Raw genomic sequence first — 19,439 nt, forward strand, 5'->3', positions numbered from 1 at the left:
ACGCGGGGGTCGTCGTACGCCGCTCCACTAACGTTACGCTTCCTGTACTCCTTCGCGGTACTTTTTCAAATATATCTTCATTGGCCTCAATTGCTCCGCCTCCAGAGATGTCAAGAGCCATGGTGCCTAAAACCAATTCACTATTCATCCCGTCCGGAATGAGTAACGGGGCATACAGACGCGATGATTTTGAATTGAACATGGATTTCGCTAGGCGAAAAGCATCGGAGCACTCTGGGCTAGAGACATCTCCAGTCAATTTTGGCAAGGAACCAGCCGCCATTGCGGTGCTGATAAATAAGTATGCAGCAGCCAATAGAACTATTCCAACACGCATTATCATCGAACTCATACCCTATCCCGTAGTTGTCTTACTATTAATCAGAGAACGCGCATGTTCAGCCAAGAGGTATAACGTGGAGCTAAGGGGCTGCGCGCTTTTGCGCAGTCCCGCTTGAGCGCAGGGTTAGGTTTCACGCTGCTACTTCGCGAAGTGACGCACTGCAACCAGACTTTTGAGAAAGCCAATTTGTTGCCCAGTTGATTGCTTCTTCCTCGCTAGATGTAAGGTTTTGCTTCAGGTCAAAAGTCTTAGCGATACCAGCGGAAGATTGGAAGGTGCCAGAGGAGTTAATCGGATGAAGTATGCCAACAGCGAAGTGGCCTGAGTAGCCTTCGCTTGGTGAGACGTACACGATGCTTGGAGATAGTGCGGTTGTCGAAGAAAAGGATACTTCAAACTTTTTTGTCATTTTGTAACTCCTGATTGGTGGAACCTAACGTAGAACTAACCGGGCGCGGTCCATAAAACTGAAAAAATGAAACCGCATTGTCGTCGCGCTCCGGTTGAGTACCATGTTAGGCCAATGTTGGAATGTGAGAACTGACTCCGTTCTTTGCACTTATTCTTCGTCTGATTTGTAGTGTTTTGTCAGATAGGCATCCATCTTTTCGTCCTCAGCCTCTAATTGTTCTTGATAACTTTCATCATCCACAAATGTTTCAATAATGCAGTTTTTCGATCCCCTATAGAGATCAACCAAAGTTGGCCTTTCCGGATCACGGTTTAGAAACTCCGTCATTGAATATTTCAAGATATTAAAATCATGGGAAATTTTATTCGGAACGTTTTTATGGGTAATGACTTCACGGTTATCAGGCCCATCCAGCCTCAGTTTTACAAGGCCCTGGCTTTTCAATTTCCTTAACTCTTGCGCGTGTTGTTGATCCATTGGCATCATCTCTGTTATATAAAAGCCGTTTGGCTTGACGATAAATTTAAACAAGTTTACCGATAATTTATTAATTCTGGAGAACAAATCATCAGGCGTGCATGTTTTTTCTGCAAAATCATCCATTCCCACGTCATAGCAGGCTTCCTTATAAGCATCGTTGGATGTAAAAGCTAGGATTGGAAAATACTTTACGGTGCTCCTAATAACCTTTGTTGCCTCAATTCCATTCATTTTTGGCATTTCAACGTCCATCAAACAAAAATCATATTTACCATTATTTTTCTTCGCGAGCTCCACAGCCTCCAAACCATCTGAAGCCATATCAAAATCATAACCCCAGTAGCTCATTAGCTCACCATGAATCATTTGCATGATTGGATTATCATCGGCTATTAATATATTCATCGTCCGTACTTTGCTTAGCCTAACGTAGAGCTAACCGGGCGCGGCCCGAAAAGCTGAAAAAACAAAACCGCATTATAACCGCGCTCCGGTTGAGCGCCATGTTAGGTGCGCCATGCCCACATCTTTCTGTTACTCGACTGTAGCGTTAAGCATAGTTTTCACCAAAATGGCGCTCTCTGTGGCAATTTGGACAAAGGGCGATAGCATTCTGGATGCTGTCCTCACCACCGTCTGAGAGCTTGATTTTGTGGTGTACTTCCAAATATGGCGTTCCGTCTTTTTTTCGAATAAATGGCGCATCAGTACTACAGGCTTCGCATTTTCCATCAGCGCGGAAAAGTACCTCGGCTACGACGTCCGGATTGCGAACAAATATCTCAGCGTAAGCCCGAATTTTTCTCGGAGCCGTCGGTGCTTGATTTAAGCGAGCAAGCCTTTCACTCGATGAATCGCGTTGCGATCTTTGTATGGAATTCTCGAATTCAGAAAGATGCACGGACAACTCGATATCGGTAAGGATATTTTTCTGCACCGTCTCGACGACACCACGCATTTTATGCATATTGGTGCTGTAATGATTTTCAAAATAATCGATGTGTAGCAGAACCGCTTGAATTGCATTAGAAAGCGCAGCAGTACCATGCTTTCTATGTATTTCAGATAGAAAATATTCCATGGCTGGAGCGCTCATGGCTCTATGAAATACTTTGCCATGCATCATCTGCTTGTAATCGTAGATGAAATCACGGGCGGAAGTAATATTGAGACCATATTGATCTGCAAGTAATTGTGCTCCGCCATTGGTTGTTAGTTCCTCTGCGTATACACGAGTGGCTACGTGACAGGCGGCTTGGAATTGTGTAGGTGTTATGCGCATCAGTTTGCTCTAAGTACCTAACGTGGAACTAAGCGGACCGACGTGGCATGCGGCCAAGCCCGCGGGGAGCAGGATAGACCAAGGCGCATCGCGGGCTTGGCCGCATGCCGCGGCGGGTCCGCTTGAGTACCTGGTTATGGCGCTGAGCGCAGACGTTCGAGGTAGTGCTGGCGCAGGCACGGCCGAGGGTGGTGGCAGCCCACAGCCCGTGCGTGAGCCGCAGGCCACGGGAGCAACTTGAGCGTGACCGAAGCGGACTGAGGCCGCGCATGGCAAGGCCCAAACGGAAGCAAAAGGGCGAGAGCGGTTGAAGCGCCACCCGGCAATGGCAGAGCCAACGAGCGGTAGCCCGGCCCCTTGTGGTGCTGGCGCGGTGTGGCCGGAGGGCACGATTGGCGGCCGACTGCGCCAATGCCGGCAAGCCGCCGAACTGCTGCGGATGCGAGCTAATGGCGTAGGTTGCCGCGCAAGGCAGCGGCACGCAACCGACGCACTGCGCTGCGAACTGCTCAGGTGCTGGCTGAAGCGCCATAACGCAATAGCTAACAGGGCGTGGCCCTGAAAGCTGAATAACAAAACCGTATTGATTCCGCGCTCCTGTTGAGCGACGGGTTATACACTGAGGATATTTTATGAAACTTGATTATTTCGTGATGCTAAACACGCAGAACGGCGGCATAACTCCGCTAATAGATGCTGACACAGAAGAACTTGCGACCTTTGCAACAAAAGGCGATGCCGAAAAGTCGGCTACTACCTGCGTACTTGGTTACGCTTTCGGATTCGAAGTGTTTGAACGCGGATGTGGTGTATAACGCCGTGTTAAAGCGCGCCGACACTGATTTATAAAAACACCGCGACGCTGAACGGCGTCGCATTTGAACTAAGAGTTATACGCTATTTGAGAAACCGAAATGAAAGGTGATTTTTTTGTAATGCTATTTACGCAAGATGGAAGCTATACGCCGCTAGAGCAGGCCGACAAAGAAGATATTGCACGGTTTGAAACCGAAGAAGAAGCCAGGACGGCGGCAGAGTCAAGCCTGCTCGGTGATATGTTTGGCTACGAAGTATTTAACATTTGCTGTGGCATATAACGCAGAGCTAACAGGGCGCGGCCCTGAAAGCTGAACAACACAACCGCATTATAACCGCGCTCCGGTTGAGCGACGTGTTATACGGCATCGGAGGATAAAATGAAAGACCCACGAGATGAAGCGGTAAAAGAATTGATTATGGGGCTTACGACAGACGGAGCGCACCACAAGCAATACTATTTGGAGCAGGCGTTTCGCGCACTGTGCGAAAGTGAATATGTGGATAACGCCAAAAGTGAATTCCAATGGCAAGATGGAATTCCATCATGACGTATAACGCAGAGCTAAGCAGGCGCACAGATGAAAGAAGATAAACACTACGGCACTATGGCTGCGCTCTGCTTGAGCGACGTGTTATGAGGCTTCCACGCTATGGAGTTAAATGGAACGGGCCGACCGAGCCAATAGCTACAGAAATGCCAGACGGATACTGGACGCCATGGCACTTGGCAAACGAAACAATATCCGAATTGCTGACAGAGGTGGAGGTGCAAGCATACTGGGGGACAAAGTGGGAGGCTGAGCATAAGGAAGTAATGCGTCTACGCAAGATACTTGAAGACAACGGAATATCCTTATAACGTAATATATACGACATTACTTGTCGCATAAAAAAACCGCTTTGTCGTATATTTCCCATAACCTCACCTACTTAATTGTTTTCGTTAAACTTAAAATATCCAACAGGACATAGCGTAGAAACAAATACGACACCTGCGCCAAATTTGAATTGTAACCCAGTCCATAACGTTTTAGCTAACGCGACAATCCGAAAATGACTTAATCAAACTCAGGGCTTCAATACGGTTTTGCCGCCAACCCTACCTCCCCAATCAAAAACCAATATTTGTGTTGTATAATCCCGGCTAAACGGCCCATCTTGTAGCGCGCTATTTTCCAGCCCGCTCAAGATATTGCTCTATTCAACAAATAACGGAGTTAAGTTATGGATTATTCAGTAGAAACCGCGCCATTAGAAGAACTGCAATGCGATTGTGTTATTGTCGGTGTTTATCAAGACCAACAGCTCAGCCCATCGGCAACCGCGCTTAACAACAGTACTAACGGCCTGATTAAAAAAATCGTCAGCCGCGGCGACCTGAGCGGAAAAAACGGCGAAACCGTGTTAATCAATGCGATTCCCGACAGCAAAATTGAATCCATATTGCTGGTCGGACTGGGCGAAAATAAGCCTTTATCCGGCAAGAACTACAAAAAAGCCCTGCTCGCCGCAGTCAATAGCCTGAAAAAACCGCAAATCAAATCGATTGTTTGCAGTTTGGCCGAATGCGACGTTGAAGGCCGCGACTGGCAATGGAAATCCCGGCACATCATCGAAGTCTTTAACGATGCCGCGTATCAGTTCACCCACACCAAATCCGATAAAGAAACCGAAAGCAAGCTTGCAAAAATCTCCATTGCCGCGCCGGAAACCGAACGCGCTTTGGCCCAAGCCGGCTTGCTGCAAGGCAAAGCGGTTGCCGAAGGTATGGATTTGACCAAGTATCTTGGCGATTTGCCGGGCAACATCTGCACTCCGACCTATCTTGCCGAACAGGCGATTGAATTAAGTAAAAAATACGCCAGTCTGGACGTGAAAATCCTGGAAGAATCGGATATGGCGTCTTTGGGCATGGGTTCTTTTTTATCGGTCTCGCGCGGCAGCCGTCAGCCGGCGAAATTGATCACCCTGAATTATCAAGGCGGCGATAAAAACGCCAAGCCTATCGTATTGATCGGCAAAGGCCTCACCTTCGACGCGGGCGGCATTTCGTTGAAACCGGCAGCGGGCATGGAAGAAATGAAATACGACATGTGCGGCGGCGCATCCGTGCTGGGCACCTTGCTCGCCGTAGCGCAAATGCAACTGCCGCTGAATATTGTCGGCCTGATTCCTTCATCCGAAAACATGCCCGACGGCGACGCCAATAAACCGGGCGATATTGTGACCAGCATGTCCGGCAAAACCATTGAAATAGTCAATACCGACGCCGAAGGCCGCCTGCTGCTGTGCGATGCATTGACCTATGCGGAACGCTACAACCCCGAGGTGGTGATAGACATTGCCACGCTGACCGGCGCGGTTGGAGTCGCTTTAGGCCGCGTAGCCATGGGCGTGCTCGGCAATGATGACGCCTTATGCAATGACCTGATTGCAGCCGGTGAGATCGCCAATGACAGCGCTTGGCGTTTGCCGCTCTGGGAAGAATACCAGGAACTGCTTAAATCCAATTTCGCCGACATGAGCAACTCCGGCGGCAAGGACGCAGGCACGATTACCGCCGCCTGCTTTCTGGCGCGATTTGCCGAAAAGTTTCGCTGGGCGCACCTGGACGTTGCCGCCACCGCTTGGCGTACCGGCCCGACCAAAGGAGCAACCGGACGCCCTGTACCGTTATTAAGCCAATACCTGATTAACCGGGCTAACTCTTAAAACATCAGTGGCTGAAGTCAGCTTTTACATACTACCGACCGAATCGCTACAGGATAGGTATCTGTTTGCCTGCAAACTGATCGAGAAAGCCTATCGTAGCGGCAGTTATTGCTATGTACTGACCGATTCCGCCGAACAAAGCAAGATCATAGACGACCTGCTCTGGACCTTCAGGGCGGGCAGTTTTATTCCGCACCAGTTACATAACGGCGAGCTACCGGATATAGAAAAAACCATTCTGATCGGCTCGCTGAATGCGCCTGAGAACTGGCAAAAAGTACTGTTCAACCTGTCTTCCCGCTATCCTGACATAGGGCAGCAAAGCGAGCGTATTCTTGAAATACTGGATAACAGCGAAACGACTAAAGAAGCGGGCAGGAACCGTTACCGCCGGTATCAGCAGTCAGGCATGAAGATTACTACGCATAAAGATTGGTAGCCACAAATGTTGTGTCACGCTGCCGCTAACTCAAGCTACGGCTGATTTTTCAGGTTTAACCGGAGACAGATATGAGTTTATCGGAAATAATATTCGCGACAGTAGCCTCATTGCCTGAATCAAAGCAGCAGGAAGTCCTAGACTTTGCTGAATATCTTAAATCGAAAATAGAAAAAAACAGAAAATGGAACAATTTTTCTGTCGCCTCAGCAATGAGGGATATGAAAGATGAAGACTCAAATTATTCATTAACTGACATTAAAGAAATCTTTTGATAATTCTGGAAGACCAATAAGTGATTACATTTCTATTTTGGAATATGAAGCAAACGAAGCGGCTGGATATATTGTCCCGTTTAGTGCGCGATTTTAATGTTGATGTCTTGATGCTCGCCGAAAACGCTCTGGGCGTTACTGACGTGCTGTGCGAACTCAACACATCCAAAGCTGCGGATTTTCATTACAACACGGGACTGTGTGAAAGAATTGATATTTTTTCAAAGTTCACTCTTGCTCAGGTAACTCCACTACACGAATCTAAGCATATTACAATTCGCCATCTTAAACCGCCAACGACTTGCGATTTATTACTGGTCGCTGTACATCTTTCCAGTAAACTTCATCAATCAAGTGAGAGCCAAGCATTCGAAATAACAGAAATAGCCAGGGACATCATCAGAATGGAGGATAAAATCGGGCATAAGCGTACCGTACTGGTGGGTGATCTGAATATGAATCCTTTTGAAACCGGACTTGTCACGGCTAGTGGTCTTAACGCCACGATGTCAAGAAAAATTGCCGAGAAAAAAGAGAGGACCGTCAATACTAGAAGTTTTCCTTTTTTCTACAATCCCATGTGGAGTTTGCTGGGTGATGCATCACATGGACCGCCCGGAAGCTATTATTACTGTAAGAGTGAGCATGTTGCTTACTTTTGGCATATGTTCGATCAAGTATTATTAAGACCTGATATGTTACCGATGTTTCAAAACAACACATTAAAAATCATTGACAGGGTTGGCGGACTATCGTTATTAAATAACAATGGCATTCCAGACAAAAACATTTCTGACCATTTGCCTGTTCTGTTCCAACTAACTTGTTAATATTTTGGAGACTAACATGACCGATTCAAATGACGATTTGTGGCCTGATCTGACCGGAGATCCTGATGTCAAATCACCGTTGCTTATACTCCGCGAACAAGCCGCAAAATTGGGTGCCAAAACATCTAATATTATTGAAGCCGAAGTAACAGCCAATCCTAGCGAAGATGAATTCTTGCAAGTTCGACTTATACTTAAAGCACCTGCTTTAAATGGATACGAATATGTTTTACTAAGTGTAAACCAACCTATTGAGTCATACCCGGCGTATCTGGCTGATGAATACGACTCTAAGGAAGTAAAGGACGAGCAAGAGTTTAAGACATCTCTAGAAAAACTATTTAAATCAGATAGGACGGTAAAAATTATTAACAGTCTCATCGCGCAAAGCAAACATGCAGCATAACACTTGCCCATCAGCCTGATTACCAACCTTAATCCTGCTAAAATAACTAATTTTTCACGAAAACAATAACGCATCCATGGAAAAAACATACGCCCCGCATTCAATCGAACAACGCTGGTATCAAACCTGGGAAGAAAAAGGCTATTTTGCGGCCAAACCGGAAGGTGATTCCTATTGCATCATGATCCCGCCGCCCAACGTTACCGGCAGTTTGCATATGGGCCATGCGTTTCAGGACACCATTATGGATGCGTTGACCCGCTATCACCGGATGAAAAGCTACAGCACGTTATGGCAGCCGGGTACCGACCATGCGGGTATCGCCACGCAAATGGTGGTGGAGCGTTTATGCAATGCGGAAGGCAAGACTCGTCATGATCTCGGCCGCGAACAATTCCTGGAAAAAGTCTGGCAATGGAAGGAAGAATCCGGCGGCACCATTACCCGTCAATTGCGGCGCATGGGCTCTTCGCTGGATTGGAACCGTGAGCGCTTCACGATGGATGACGGCATGTCCGATGCGGTGCAGGAAGTATTCATCCGGCTTTATGAAGAAGGCCTGATTTATCGCGGCAAGCGTTTGGTCAACTGGGACCCGGTTTTGCATACCGCCGTTTCCGACCTGGAAGTATTGTCGGAAGAAGAAAACGGTTCGATGTGGCATTTGCGCTATCCGTTATCGAACGGTCACGGGCATTTAATCGTCGCAACCACCCGCCCTGAAACCATGCTCGGCGATGCCGCGGTAGCGATACATCCCAACGATGAACGCTATAAACATTTGCTCGGCGAATTTGTAGAACTGCCGCTAACCGGCCGCCGCATTCCCATTATTGCCGATGAGTATGTCGATCCTGAATTCGGCACCGGCTGCGTCAAGATCACCCCGGCCCACGATTTTAACGATTACGAAGTCTGGACGCGCCACCGCCATAATTCTGTTATTCAGGATTTGCCGCATGGCGGCTTGATTAATATCTTAACTGTCGACGCGAGCATTTGTGCCGATGAGTTAGTCCCCGTTCAATACCGAGGCCTTGACCGCTTTGAAGCACGTAAACGGATGGTCGCCGATCTTGATACCGCAGGTTTGCTGGAAAAAATCGTCGACCACAAATTGATGGTGCCGCGCGGCGACCGCACTAACAGCGTTATCGAACCGCTGCTGACCGACCAATGGTATGTCAAGGTCGCGCCGCTGGCGGAACCTGCGATTGCCGCAGTTGAAAACGGCGACATCAAGTTTGTGCCGGACAACTGGAAAAACACTTATTTTGAATGGATGCGCAATATTCAGGACTGGTGTATCTCCCGGCAAATCTGGTGGGGTCACCGTATCCCGGCCTGGTATGACGAGTTGGGCAATGTTTACGTCGGCAACTCCGAGCAGGATGTTCGCGCCAAGCATAACCTGCCCGCAGACTATGCGCTTAAGCAGGACGAGGATGTGTTGGACACATGGTTTTCATCGGCGCTGTGGCCTTTCTCCACACTTGGCTGGCCGGAGCAAACTCCGGAATTGGCCAAACATTACCCGACCAGCGTACTGGTAACCGGCTTTGACATTATTTTCTTCTGGGTCGCGCGGATGATTATGATGGGTCTTAAGTTCCAGGGTGAGGTACCGTTTAAGGAAGTCTATATACACGGTTTGGTGCGCGATGCGGAAGGGCAAAAGATGTCTAAATCCAAAGGCAACGTGCTCGACCCGATCGACATCATCGACGGTATAGAACTCGAAGCCTTGGTTGCAAAACGAATTTCCGGCATGATGCAGCCGCATTTGGCCAAGAAAATCGAGCAGGACACGCGCAAACATTTCCCTGACGGCATTCAATCCTACGGTACCGATGCATTGCGTTTTACCTTTGCTTCGTTAGCATCTACCGGCCGCGATATCCGCTTTGATCTTGCCCGCACCGAAGGCTACCGCAATTTCTGCAACAAGCTCTGGAACGCGGCTCGTTTCGTGCTAATGAACACCGAGGAACACGATAACGGCTTATCCGGCGCACATTGCGAATACAGCCAAGTAGACCATTGGATTACTTCACGCCTGCATCAGGTAACGGCCGTGACCAGCAACGCCATCGAGAATTACCGTTTTGACTTGGCGGCCCAAGCGATTTATGAATTTACCTGGAATGAGTATTGCGACTGGTATCTGGAGTTGTCAAAAATATCACTGCAATCGGGTGATCAGGCGCTGCAACGCGGCACACGTAAAACCTTGTTGACGGTTTTGGAGTCGATCTTACGTTTGGCGCATCCGATCATGCCGTTTATCACCGAAGAAATCTGGCAGCGCGTTGCGCCGCTGGCAGGCATCGCCATGGATGGTGCAGCGGAGGAACATACCATCATGCTGCAACCTTATCCGGTTGCTGATGAAAAACAAATAAACAACAACGCGATAGCCGAAACCAACTGGGTAATGAACTTTATTCTGGGCGTGCGCCGTATCCGCGGTGAAATGAATATCGCCCCCAGCAAACCGCTACCGATATTTCTGCAAAACGGCTCCATTGCTGACCAACAGAGTTTAAACAACAACCGGATTTATTTGCAGAAACTGGGCAGGCTGAATTCGATTACCTGGTTAAATCCTCATGACAGTACGCCGGAATCGGCAATTGCTTTGGTTGGCGAGATGAAAATCCTGATTCCAATGGCCGGCTTAATCGACAAGGAAGCGGAACTGGCTCGACTGGAAAAGGAAATACAAAAAATCAATAATGACCTGCCGAGAGTCGAAGGCAAGTTAAATAATCCGGCGTTTGTCGATAAAGCACCGCCTGAAGTTATTGATAAAGAAAAAACCAAGCTGGCTGATTTGCGTTCAATGCTTAACAATCTCGAAGAACAGCAACGCAAAATACAGGCTTTATAAAAAACAGGTGCGAGGTTATAGCGGCGAAGGGACGCGCCGCTGTGACCTTGTAGCTCGCGGCTTCTTCATCTATATTTATTGAAACAACCGGCAAAGTAATCATCCTATGAATACCGCATCAACGAATTTACAATTTAGTGGCCTGACACGATGCTTGATTGAAAAAGGTTTGCTAACTGAGAGCGATGCGAAAATTCATAGTCAGGAAGCACAAAAAAACCAAGTCCCTTTAATTCGTTATCTTGTTACCAATAAGCTGATCAGCAGCAAAGCCTTAGCATTTCAAGCTTCACAAGAATTTGGCGTACCTTTTTTTGACTTGGATGCAATTGACGTCCGCAGGCTCCCTATCAATCTGGTCAGTGAAAAGCTGATCCGCAAATGCCATGCGCTGCCTCTGTTCGTCAGAGGCAAGACCCTCTTCGTTGCGATATCGGACCCGACCGATTTTCGCTCTCTGGATGACATCAAGTTTCACAGCCGCCTTAATCCCGAAGCCATTCTGGTTGAAGAAGACAAACTGATAAAAGCTATCGAAATCGCCCTGGAAGCCGCCGATACTTCAATGGCTGATATGCTCGATGAGGATCTGGAAAACCTGGACATCACAGGCGGCGAGGAAGACACCGCTAAAACTGATGTTAACTCGGATATTGATGATGCACCTATTGTTCGTTACGTCAACAAGATACTGTTGGATTCCATAAAACAAGGGGTGTCCGATATACACATGGAGCCCTACGAAAAAATGTTCCGCATCCGCTATAGATCGGACGGCATACTTCGCCAAGTTGCCACGCCACCGGCCAGTATTGCCAACAGACTTGTTTCCCGCATCAAGGTCATGTCTAAAATGGATATTGCCGAGCGCCGAGTTCCTCAGGATGGCCGCATCAAAATGACTTTGTCGAAAAATCGAGCGATTGATTTCCGGGTAAACACCTGTCCTACCCTGTTCGGCGAGAAAGTCGTTATGCGTATTCTGGATCCTACCAGCGCCCAATTAGGTATTGAAAAACTGGGTTTTGAGCCGGAACAGCAACGGATTTTCCTTGAGGCTATTAACAAACCCTACGGTTTAGTGCTGGTGACAGGGCCAACCGGTAGCGGTAAAACGGTTTCACTGTATACCGGGCTGAACATCCTCAACACTATGGAGCGCAATATTTCCACTGCCGAAGACCCGGTTGAAATCACCGTGGAAGGCATCAACCAGGTCAATATGAATCCTAAAGCGGGTCTGACATTTGCCAGTGCTTTACGCGCTTTTTTACGTCAGGATCCCGATATCATCATGGTCGGTGAGATTCGTGATTTGGAAACCGCCGAAATTGCCGTTAAAGCCGCGCAAACGGGACATTTGGTGCTATCGACCCTGCATACCAATGATGCGCCGCAAACCTTAAACCGTCTCATGCAAATGGGCATCCCGCCTTTTAACATCGTTGCCGCGGTTAATTTGATTATGGCGCAACGTTTGGGCCGACGGTTATGTGAGCACTGTAAAGTCCCTTCTAACTTCCCTGATAAAGTCCTGCTTGATGCCGGCTTTAAACAAGAAGAGTTACACGACCTTAAAATATTCAGTCCGGTAGGCTGCGAACATTGCACCAACGGCTATAAAGGCCGGGTTGGTGTTTATCAAGTCCTGACGCTGACAGATAAAATGCGCACACTGATACTAAACGGGGGCAATACCGATCAACTGGCGGAATGCGCCCTGGCTGAAGGTTTTAATGATTTACGTAGATCCGGATTAAACAAAGTGCGCATGGGCGTGACCAGTTTGGAAGAAATTGATCGAATCACCAAGGAATAGACATGGCCGAGCAAACTGAACAAATAGATTTCATCTGGGCGGGAACCGACAAAAACAAAAAAAAAGCTGGAGGAATCATCTCTGCAAAAAGCGAAATCATAGCCAAAACCGAGTTGCGGCGGCAGGGATATCGGGTTACCAAATTCAAGCAAAAACCCAAGCCGCTATTTACCCAAAAAGTCCAGAAAATCACACCGGGCGATATAGCTGTTTTTTCCAGGCAATTAGCCACCATGCTTAAAGCCGGCGTGCCTTTGGTTCAATCATTCGATATTGTCGGCAGAGGCCACGATAATCCAAGTATGGAGTCTCTGCTAATGGGCATCAAAGCCGATATTGAAGGCGGTGACTCCTTAGCCCAAGCGCTTAAAAAAAATCCACTCTATTTTGATGAATTGACTTGCAACTTGGTTGAAGCAGGCGAACAAGCAGGGGTATTGGAAACACTGCTGGATAAAATCGCCACCTACAAAGAAAAAACCGAGTCGATGAAGAAAAAGATCAAGAAGGCTTTGACCTACCCGATTGCTGTCGTTGTCGTCGCTTTTATTGTAACCACTATCCTGCTGATTTTTGTGGTTCCGGTGTTTTCAGACATGTTCAAAAGTTTTGGCGCCGACCTGCCGGCGTTCACTAAGATCGTTGTCGCTATGTCTGAATGGATGCAGGCATGGTGGTACGTTGTTGTCGGCATTGTTGTCGCTACCGTTTACACATTCGGCTATTTTAAAAAACGCTCAAAGAAATTTAATCATTTCCTTGATAAGACCCTGCTGAAAATACCGGTAGTCGGCCTCATTCTACATAAATCGGCTATTGCGCGCTTTGCCAGAACTTTGGCAACCATGTCGGCAGCTGGGGTACCTTTAGTAGAAGCATTGGAGTCCGTTGCCGGTGCCTGCGGCAATATTATCTACACCGAGGCCGTTTTAAAAATGCGCGAGGAAGTGGCAACCGGACAAAGGCTGCAATTTGCCATGCAGCAGGCTGATCTTTGGCCCAACATGGTGGTACAGATGGTGGCTATCGGCGAAGAATCAGGCTCCATGGATTCTATGCTACTGAAGGTTGCCGATTTTTTCGACGAAGAAGTCGATAACCTTGTCGATAATTTAAGCAGTTTAATGGAGCCTTTTATTATGGTTATTTTAGGTATTTTAGTCGGCGGCCTGATTGTCGCGATGTATTTACCGATATTTAAAATGGGCGCTGCCATTAAATAAGTTATTGATTAAAATAGGCCATTACCTAAACACTTTGTTCATAAACGCTTCCACCAAAAGCCCTCACTTCCCCAAAAGCACAGATGCAACAACTTAGTACGTTTTTAAATATACCTAGCCTATTTTCAGCTCTTGCCGGTGTGATCGGTTTACTGGTCGGCAGCTTTCTCAATGTTGTCATCTATAGATTGCCAATAATGATGCAACGGGGATGGCGCAAGGAATGCCTTGAATATCTGCAAATCGATCCTGAAAGCACACAGGAAGCAGTTGCCGAGGAACCCTTCAACCTGGTTTTGCCTTTATCACGTTGCCCCGACTGTAATACGCCTATCAAACCCTACCAGAACATTCCGGTCATCAGTTACCTTTTCTTAAGGGGAAAATGCGCCGAATGCGGCTGCCACATTTCAATACGTTATCCGATCATAGAAGCTCTCACAGCACTCGCTTCAATCATAGTGGCCTGGCATTTTGGCTACACGCCTCAAGCCATTTTTGCCTTATTTCTGACTTGGTCGTTGATTGCATTAATTTTTATCGATATTGATCATCAATTATTACCTGACTCCATTACCCTGCCCCTACTTTGGCTGGGGTTATGCCTGAGCCTGTTTAATATATTTACTGATGCTCACGCCAGCATCATCGGCGCCGTTGCCGGCTATATAGCGCTTTGGGCTGTTTTTCATCTGTTTAAACTGGTAACCGGCAAAGAAGGCATGGGCTATGGCGACTTTAAATTGCTGGCTTTATTCGGGGCCTGGTTGGGCTGGCAGTATTTACCTATTATTATTTTATTATCATCACTGGTCGGGGCCGTTGTTGGAGTGAGTATGATCATTTTCGTCAAGCACGATCATAATATCCCCATCCCCTTCGGCCCCTATTTAGCTGCTGCCGGATGGATAGCGTTATTATGGGGAAATGAGTTCAACCAACTCTATTTAGCCACCGTAGGCCTATAAGATCATGCTGAAAGTCGGGCTTACCGGCGGCATAGGCTGCGGCAAATCGACTGTTGCCAAAATTTTCGCTGACTTAAATATCCCAGTACTTGATGCTGATGAAATAGCCCATCGGCTGGTCAAAAAAGGACAGCCTGCACTGGTTCAAATACAGCAGGAATTTGGCAAAGCCATCCTTAACCCGGACGGCTCGCTAAATAGACAACATCTCAGGGAAATCGTTTTTTCCGACCTTAAACAGAAACAGAAACTTGAATCGATACTTCATCCCTTGGTCTATAAAACCATACAAGCAGAGCTCGAACAGCTGGTTTCTCCCTATTGCATCATAAGTATCCCATTACTATTCGAAACCAATATGACTCATCTTGTCGACCGGATACTTGTCATCGACTGCCCTGTTGAAACGCAGATCGAACGCGTTAAAACTCGCGATAATCTGACTGTTGAAAGAATACAATCCATAATCGACAATCAAGTATCACGCGCTTACAGAAAAGCAAACGCAGAGGATTTGATTGATAATTCAGCTACTGATTATAGACTTGCAGAACAAGTAAAAAAACTGCACAATTTATATCTTTCATTAAGCGCCTACCGGGATTAACTTGTCTGTGAACACCACTATTACCTATGAATTTCCACTCAATGAACGCATCCGGGTTTTCATACGGCTAGAACAGCTTTTCCAACAATTCAGCCATTTCTTAACCGGAGAAACGGTCGCCGATAAACGCGCTGCTATTAATATATTGCTCGATATCATGACCATTTTCAGGCGTAATGACCTGAAATCGGAAATACTGAAAGAACTGGATCGCCATGCCAATGTGCTGAATAAAATCGCCCATAACCAAAGCGTCGATACCCAAAAACTGGAAGAACTGCTTGACCAATTAAATCAAACCAGCAAAAAACTTTATGCCACTAACGGCAAGATCGGTACCCGTGTTATGGAAAGCGACCTATTCCAAAGCATCGCTCAACGCAGCTCCATCCCTGGCGGAACCTGCTCCTTCGATTTGCCTGAATTCCATTTTTGGCTGGAACAGGATGAAGCGACTCGATTAAAAGATCTGGAACACTGGAGCAAGCCCTTTGCCGACATTCGTATCGCGATTGACCTAATTCTTAATTTTATCCGTAATTGCAGCTCACCCACTCAAGAAGTTGCTGAAGCGGGCTTCTTTCAGTTTTTGCTGGATACCAGCCAGCCTCACCAACTCCTTAAAATAAGTCTGGACAAATCCATACACTGCTTTGCAGAAATCAGTGGCGGTAAGCACCGCTGTACCATCCGTTTTATGACACCATCATCCGACAACAAACGTCCAACGCAAAGTCCTGATGACATCCCTTTTTCCTTAACTCGCTGTCTTTTCTAATGCCTGCATCCAGTAAACCGCTCATTGTAAAATGTCCCAACTGCGGATGTTCTGTGCCTTGGATTCCCGAACAACTATCTAAACCATTTTGCTCAGAACGTTGTAAATTGATTGACCTCGGAGAATGGGCAATGGAAGAAAAAAGGATTCCAGGGCAATCAATGTCGTTAGAAAACGATAGCGAAGACGATACTTTTTTCCATTAACCGGCACTCCGCCTCTTATACAAGCATCGCCACCAGATGCTCATGCTCTAGATAACCTGGATTATCAGTTCATAAGACAGGCTAAATACCGAGTTCGTCTAAAAAATATTCAGTATTTAAGTGGTCCTGCCACCACATACACGGCTTGAATATTCTTGCATTACAAAGTAATTTCGTAACCCACCTTTTTGCCATAGCATGGCAAAAAGACTAAAGCTTCGCTTGCTGCTAACGTTACCGCAAGAAGCAAAATACTTTTCCATCCGCGTAATCAGAACAAAACCCTAACCCCCTATTGGCAGACATTATAAGGAAACCTAATCATGGCTATAGAAATAGAGCATAAATTTTTGCTGGCCAACGATGACTGGCGCAAGCACGTTAGCCGCTCGGTAAAATATCGGCAAGGCTATTTAAGCTCTCAGGCAACGAGTTCAATCAGAGTGCGAACCAGTAATGACCATGCCTGGTTGAATATAAAAACGGCAACTATCGGTACGCACCGACATGAATATGAATATGAAATTCCGCTGAGTGATGCAGACGAAATATTGAATAATCTCTGCAAAAAACCATTAGTCGAAAAAACGCGTCATTTCGTCACTGATGATGGACATCTTTGGGAAATAGATGAGTTTGAAGGCGACAATCAGGGATTGATCGTCGCTGAAATTGAATTGGATGAAACAGGGCAATCGTTTTCAAAACCGTCCTGGTTAGGCTTGGAAGTCACCGGAGATTTGCGTTATTACAACAACAATCTCGCTGCGCATCCATATTCAGAATGGCGCGAACATTAAATATTTCATACACATATTGAAATATTATGAGTTTTGCTCTATATTTTCCACATGAAAGAATTAGTTATTGTTGTTTTATTACTACTATCAGTTCAATGTTTTGCGGAGAATCTTAACGACTCTTTAAAAAATATTGAGACTGAATGGGCATCTATTTACTACAGCACCACCAAAAGCAAACAGGAAGCGGCTTATATCCAACTGCTCGGTAAGACTACAAACTTAGTCCGACAATACCCAAACGCCGCCGAACCCATTTTCTGGCAGGCCGTGGTTAAGGCAACTTATGCCGATCATCAAGATGCTTTTTCCGCGCTTAACGCTATCCAAGAAGCACGTGATTTACTGATCAAAGCACTTAAAATCGATCCGAAAACCATGAGTGGATCAGCTTATGTAACCTTGGGTACGCTTTATTATATGGCGCCCAAATGGCCTATTTCATTTGGCGATGACGATGCCGCCAAACAAATGCTGGAAACCGCACTTAAAATCAATCCTGACGGCATTGATACCAACTATTTTTATGGTCAGTTTTTGTTGTCACATAACCAACTTAACGATGCAGCTGTTTATTTTGAAAAAGCAGCCTTTGCTCCGGCGCGTACTGAACAACTTTATGCCGACAATCAACTCAAAGCGGAAGCAAGACTTGCCTTAAAAAATGCTCAAGAGCAAAAAATCAACGGCAAAAAAGGCATATTTTTGTCTGCATTTAATTCGGCAAGCATAAAGTAAGTCTTATCGCAGCCAATCTTGCTAAATGGCACCTTTAACAAACTGAGCATTCAATCATGTAATGCTTTCTGCTAGAATAGCGCCCTAAATTAAAAACTAACTTTCGTGGTAATAATTATGACTTTTGTAGTCACCGAAAACTGTATTAAATGCAAATTTACTGATTGTGTAGATGTATGCCCTGTAGATTGCTTCCGTGAAGGCCCCAATTTTCTGGTTATTGATCCAGATGAATGTATAGATTGCACGCTATGCGAACCTGAATGCCCTGCCAACGCAATTTTCGCAGAAGATGAATTGCCGGAAGGACAAGAAGCTTTTATCGCATTAAATGCAGAGCTAGCCAAACAATGGCCTGTGATTACGGAAGTAAAGCCGGCTTCACCTGATGCTGATGAATGGAATGGAAAAGAAGGTAAGTTTAACTTACTGGAAAAATAACAACGGGGCATTTAAACGCTCTCTGCCCGTTAAGTTGTTTGTTAAACGAACAACTTAACGGGCACTAACAAACTTCATCAGAACGACGCTTATGTTATATGCGGCTAAAAAACCACACCCTCCCCAGCATATATGCGTTAATTACGATCCTGATTGATGCTTGCTACAAAACAGAAATAACTAAAGCAAACACAAAGACAAAAATCACAAAAAGCGCGAACATTCCCCTGTTAGTCAGTCCCGCCCTTATCAGCCTCAACTCGGCCAACAGTTCTTGCTTAACATCATCCGAATTAAAGATTTTTTTACATCGCCCACGAAATGTTTGCATCTCATCCAGTGCTTCCTGCTCGGCAATAATCTCGTCAATTTTTGAATAAAAACTGCCGCATTCCGGGCATTTCATATCTCTGTCATCACGTTCATGACCACACACTGAACATTTATTCATTAACCCTCCACATAAACCATTTCTTCAGAATTTTTCAGCATACCGCTGCTTATAGAGACCAAATATTGCAGGCGTAAATATTGATCCATTCAGTTTTCAAACCGGTACGGCTCCATCTCAATGGATTCGACTCGCCGTCCCAGCAGAGTACAAGTACCGTTATAACGTTCATTTCCGGTTGAAGAAAATTCAAACAAAAATACCCTCCGGACCCGTATTTTTCCTGCTTGATCTCTTTTTAACCGGATGCTGTTTAAAGCGACATACTCATCCAGCATCTGGACTTCCAGATTTAGGCAATTCGTCCTGACAGCCTTAAGCGCAACCTCCTTCGCCTGTTGCCCGTTAAACCAGTATAGGTATGCGCCCAACAATAAAGCTATTAAAATAAGATCATCCAGCATTGTTTATAATTTGGAGTTGTTAGACAGCGTTTAGGTATGTCGTCCTATTATACTAAGATTTACTAACTGATGTTACGCACTCGCCCCCCAAAAGGCGTATTATTCTGGAATGGATA

At 46.2% G+C, this 19,439-nt stretch carries 24 protein-coding genes; 18 read left to right on the forward strand and 6 right to left on the reverse strand.

The window, feature by feature from the left end:
* The 4 genes from V7051_RS22635 to V7051_RS22650 form a co-directional block, all read right to left on the reverse strand.
* A partial coding sequence (locus V7051_RS22635) for a hypothetical protein (protein WP_333879018.1) occupies positions 1 to 352 on the reverse strand: 352 nt, incomplete at its 3' end.
* 121 nt (positions 353 to 473) lie between these two features.
* Entirely contained in the window at positions 474 to 752 is a 279-nt protein-coding gene (locus V7051_RS22640; protein ID WP_333879016.1) for a hypothetical protein, read from the reverse strand.
* Between the two features lie 150 nt (positions 753 to 902).
* On the reverse strand, positions 903 to 1,640 hold the full coding sequence (locus V7051_RS22645; RefSeq protein ID WP_333879014.1) for a response regulator: 738 nt from the start codon (positions 1,638 to 1,640) through the stop codon (positions 903 to 905).
* 145 nt (positions 1,641 to 1,785) lie between these two features.
* Positions 1,786 to 2,517: an HNH endonuclease gene (locus V7051_RS22650; protein WP_333879012.1), complete on the reverse strand. Its 732-nt coding sequence runs from the start codon at positions 2,515 to 2,517 to the stop codon at positions 1,786 to 1,788.
* A gap of 632 nt (positions 2,518 to 3,149) precedes the next feature.
* Between V7051_RS22650 and V7051_RS22655 the strand changes: the two genes are divergently transcribed.
* The 18 genes from V7051_RS22655 to fdxA all read left to right on the forward strand — a co-directional run bounded on the left by V7051_RS22655 (position 3,150) and on the right by fdxA (position 18,468).
* Positions 3,150 to 3,332 (forward strand): hypothetical protein, encoded by a 183-nt coding sequence (locus V7051_RS22655; protein WP_333879010.1) that lies wholly within the window; start codon positions 3,150 to 3,152, stop codon positions 3,330 to 3,332.
* Between the two features lie 99 nt (positions 3,333 to 3,431).
* Complete coding sequence (locus tag V7051_RS22660; RefSeq protein ID WP_333879008.1) at positions 3,432 to 3,614, forward strand: hypothetical protein; 183 nt, start codon at positions 3,432 to 3,434, stop codon at positions 3,612 to 3,614.
* Between the two features lie 99 nt (positions 3,615 to 3,713).
* On the forward strand, positions 3,714 to 3,884 hold the full coding sequence (locus tag V7051_RS22665) for a hypothetical protein (RefSeq protein ID WP_333879006.1): 171 nt from the start codon (positions 3,714 to 3,716) through the stop codon (positions 3,882 to 3,884).
* Positions 3,885 to 4,560: 676 nt separating this feature from the next.
* Positions 4,561 to 6,048, forward strand: coding sequence for a leucyl aminopeptidase (locus V7051_RS22670; protein ID WP_333879004.1), 1,488 nt, complete (start codon positions 4,561 to 4,563; stop codon positions 6,046 to 6,048).
* A 7-nt stretch (positions 6,049 to 6,055) separates the two neighbouring features.
* Entirely contained in the window at positions 6,056 to 6,487 is a 432-nt protein-coding gene (locus V7051_RS22675; RefSeq protein ID WP_333879002.1) for a DNA polymerase III subunit chi, read from the forward strand.
* A 71-nt stretch (positions 6,488 to 6,558) separates the two neighbouring features.
* Positions 6,559 to 6,762, forward strand: a complete 204-nt coding sequence (locus V7051_RS22680) for a DUF2281 domain-containing protein (protein ID WP_333879000.1) — start codon at positions 6,559 to 6,561, stop codon at positions 6,760 to 6,762.
* Positions 6,763 to 6,782: 20 nt separating this feature from the next.
* A complete protein-coding gene (locus V7051_RS22685; protein WP_333878998.1) occupies positions 6,783 to 7,592 on the forward strand; it encodes an endonuclease/exonuclease/phosphatase family protein in 810 nt (269 codons plus the stop codon).
* Between the two features lie 16 nt (positions 7,593 to 7,608).
* The gene (locus V7051_RS22690) at positions 7,609 to 7,998 is read left to right on the forward strand and encodes a hypothetical protein (RefSeq protein ID WP_333878996.1); all 390 of its coding nucleotides are present in this window, start codon (positions 7,609 to 7,611) and stop codon (positions 7,996 to 7,998) included.
* A gap of 76 nt (positions 7,999 to 8,074) precedes the next feature.
* The gene (locus V7051_RS22695) at positions 8,075 to 10,888 is read left to right on the forward strand and encodes a valine--tRNA ligase (protein ID WP_333878994.1); all 2,814 of its coding nucleotides are present in this window, start codon (positions 8,075 to 8,077) and stop codon (positions 10,886 to 10,888) included.
* Positions 10,889 to 10,994: 106 nt separating this feature from the next.
* Positions 10,995 to 12,707, forward strand: a complete 1,713-nt coding sequence (gene pilB, locus V7051_RS22700) for a type IV-A pilus assembly ATPase PilB (RefSeq protein ID WP_333878992.1) — start codon at positions 10,995 to 10,997, stop codon at positions 12,705 to 12,707.
* A 2-nt stretch (positions 12,708 to 12,709) separates the two neighbouring features.
* A complete protein-coding gene (locus V7051_RS22705) occupies positions 12,710 to 13,930 on the forward strand; it encodes a type II secretion system F family protein (RefSeq protein ID WP_333878990.1) in 1,221 nt (406 codons plus the stop codon).
* Between the two features lie 83 nt (positions 13,931 to 14,013).
* A complete protein-coding gene (locus V7051_RS22710) occupies positions 14,014 to 14,898 on the forward strand; it encodes a prepilin peptidase (RefSeq protein WP_333878988.1) in 885 nt (294 codons plus the stop codon).
* A 4-nt stretch (positions 14,899 to 14,902) separates the two neighbouring features.
* The gene (gene coaE, locus V7051_RS22715) at positions 14,903 to 15,505 is read left to right on the forward strand and encodes a dephospho-CoA kinase (RefSeq protein WP_333878987.1); all 603 of its coding nucleotides are present in this window, start codon (positions 14,903 to 14,905) and stop codon (positions 15,503 to 15,505) included.
* 7 nt (positions 15,506 to 15,512) lie between these two features.
* Positions 15,513 to 16,283 (forward strand): cell division protein ZapD, encoded by a 771-nt coding sequence (gene zapD, locus V7051_RS22720; RefSeq protein ID WP_333878985.1) that lies wholly within the window; start codon positions 15,513 to 15,515, stop codon positions 16,281 to 16,283.
* Positions 16,283 to 16,489, forward strand: a complete 207-nt coding sequence (gene yacG, locus V7051_RS22725; protein ID WP_333878982.1) for a DNA gyrase inhibitor YacG — start codon at positions 16,283 to 16,285, stop codon at positions 16,487 to 16,489. Before zapD ends, yacG begins: the two co-directional genes overlap by 1 nt.
* Positions 16,490 to 16,812: 323 nt before the next feature.
* The gene (locus V7051_RS22730; RefSeq protein ID WP_333878980.1) at positions 16,813 to 17,289 is read left to right on the forward strand and encodes a CYTH domain-containing protein; all 477 of its coding nucleotides are present in this window, start codon (positions 16,813 to 16,815) and stop codon (positions 17,287 to 17,289) included.
* Between the two features lie 51 nt (positions 17,290 to 17,340).
* Positions 17,341 to 18,027 carry a hypothetical protein gene (locus V7051_RS22735; protein ID WP_333878978.1) on the forward strand — a complete coding sequence of 229 codons (687 nt, stop codon included), beginning with the start codon at positions 17,341 to 17,343 and terminating at the stop codon, positions 18,025 to 18,027.
* Between the two features lie 117 nt (positions 18,028 to 18,144).
* Positions 18,145 to 18,468, forward strand: a complete 324-nt coding sequence (fdxA, locus tag V7051_RS22740) for a ferredoxin FdxA (protein ID WP_333878976.1) — start codon at positions 18,145 to 18,147, stop codon at positions 18,466 to 18,468.
* A 163-nt stretch (positions 18,469 to 18,631) separates the two neighbouring features.
* Here fdxA and V7051_RS22745 read toward each other — a convergent pair whose 3' ends face one another.
* Together V7051_RS22745 and V7051_RS22750 are read right to left on the reverse strand one after the other, a co-directional pair.
* Positions 18,632 to 18,919, reverse strand: coding sequence for a hypothetical protein (locus V7051_RS22745; RefSeq protein ID WP_333878974.1), 288 nt, complete (start codon positions 18,917 to 18,919; stop codon positions 18,632 to 18,634).
* A gap of 89 nt (positions 18,920 to 19,008) precedes the next feature.
* The gene (locus V7051_RS22750; RefSeq protein WP_333878972.1) at positions 19,009 to 19,323 is read right to left on the reverse strand and encodes a DUF3301 domain-containing protein; all 315 of its coding nucleotides are present in this window, start codon (positions 19,321 to 19,323) and stop codon (positions 19,009 to 19,011) included.
* Positions 19,324 to 19,439 lie beyond the last annotated feature (116 nt).

Origin of the sequence: Methylobacter sp. (genome assembly GCF_036845245.1) — a bacterium.
In the GTDB taxonomy this organism is placed as follows: domain Bacteria; phylum Pseudomonadota; class Gammaproteobacteria; order Methylococcales; family Methylomonadaceae; genus Methylobacter_A.

What these genes read in the sequence shown, in the direction of transcription:
- yacG (WP_333878982.1), top strand. Translation starts at nt 16,283, where the DNA reads ATGCCTGCATCCAGTAAACCGCTCATTGTAAAATGTCCCAACTGCGGA.
- V7051_RS22730 (WP_333878980.1), top strand. Translation starts at nt 16,813, where the DNA reads ATGGCTATAGAAATAGAGCATAAATTTTTGCTGGCCAACGATGACTGG.
- V7051_RS22705 (WP_333878990.1), top strand. Translation starts at nt 12,710, where the DNA reads ATGGCCGAGCAAACTGAACAAATAGATTTCATCTGGGCGGGAACCGAC.
- pilB (WP_333878992.1), top strand. Translation starts at nt 10,995, where the DNA reads ATGAATACCGCATCAACGAATTTACAATTTAGTGGCCTGACACGATGC.
- V7051_RS22670 (WP_333879004.1), top strand. Translation starts at nt 4,561, where the DNA reads ATGGATTATTCAGTAGAAACCGCGCCATTAGAAGAACTGCAATGCGAT.
- V7051_RS22710 (WP_333878988.1), top strand. Translation starts at nt 14,014, where the DNA reads ATGCAACAACTTAGTACGTTTTTAAATATACCTAGCCTATTTTCAGCT.
- V7051_RS22695 (WP_333878994.1), top strand. Translation starts at nt 8,075, where the DNA reads ATGGAAAAAACATACGCCCCGCATTCAATCGAACAACGCTGGTATCAA.
- V7051_RS22745 (WP_333878974.1), bottom strand. Translation starts at nt 18,919, where the DNA reads ATGAATAAATGTTCAGTGTGTGGTCATGAACGTGATGACAGAGATATG.
- V7051_RS22660 (WP_333879008.1), top strand. Translation starts at nt 3,432, where the DNA reads ATGAAAGGTGATTTTTTTGTAATGCTATTTACGCAAGATGGAAGCTAT.
- coaE (WP_333878987.1), top strand. Translation starts at nt 14,903, where the DNA reads ATGCTGAAAGTCGGGCTTACCGGCGGCATAGGCTGCGGCAAATCGACT.
- V7051_RS22645 (WP_333879014.1), bottom strand. Translation starts at nt 1,640, where the DNA reads ATGAATATATTAATAGCCGATGATAATCCAATCATGCAAATGATTCAT.
- V7051_RS22690 (WP_333878996.1), top strand. Translation starts at nt 7,609, where the DNA reads ATGACCGATTCAAATGACGATTTGTGGCCTGATCTGACCGGAGATCCT.
- V7051_RS22680 (WP_333879000.1), top strand. Translation starts at nt 6,559, where the DNA reads ATGAGTTTATCGGAAATAATATTCGCGACAGTAGCCTCATTGCCTGAA.
- V7051_RS22655 (WP_333879010.1), top strand. Translation starts at nt 3,150, where the DNA reads ATGAAACTTGATTATTTCGTGATGCTAAACACGCAGAACGGCGGCATA.
- fdxA (WP_333878976.1), top strand. Translation starts at nt 18,145, where the DNA reads ATGACTTTTGTAGTCACCGAAAACTGTATTAAATGCAAATTTACTGAT.
- V7051_RS22750 (WP_333878972.1), bottom strand. Translation starts at nt 19,323, where the DNA reads ATGCTGGATGATCTTATTTTAATAGCTTTATTGTTGGGCGCATACCTA.
- V7051_RS22665 (WP_333879006.1), top strand. Translation starts at nt 3,714, where the DNA reads ATGAAAGACCCACGAGATGAAGCGGTAAAAGAATTGATTATGGGGCTT.
- V7051_RS22650 (WP_333879012.1), bottom strand. Translation starts at nt 2,517, where the DNA reads ATGCGCATAACACCTACACAATTCCAAGCCGCCTGTCACGTAGCCACT.
- V7051_RS22640 (WP_333879016.1), bottom strand. Translation starts at nt 752, where the DNA reads ATGACAAAAAAGTTTGAAGTATCCTTTTCTTCGACAACCGCACTATCT.
- V7051_RS22735 (WP_333878978.1), top strand. Translation starts at nt 17,341, where the DNA reads ATGAAAGAATTAGTTATTGTTGTTTTATTACTACTATCAGTTCAATGT.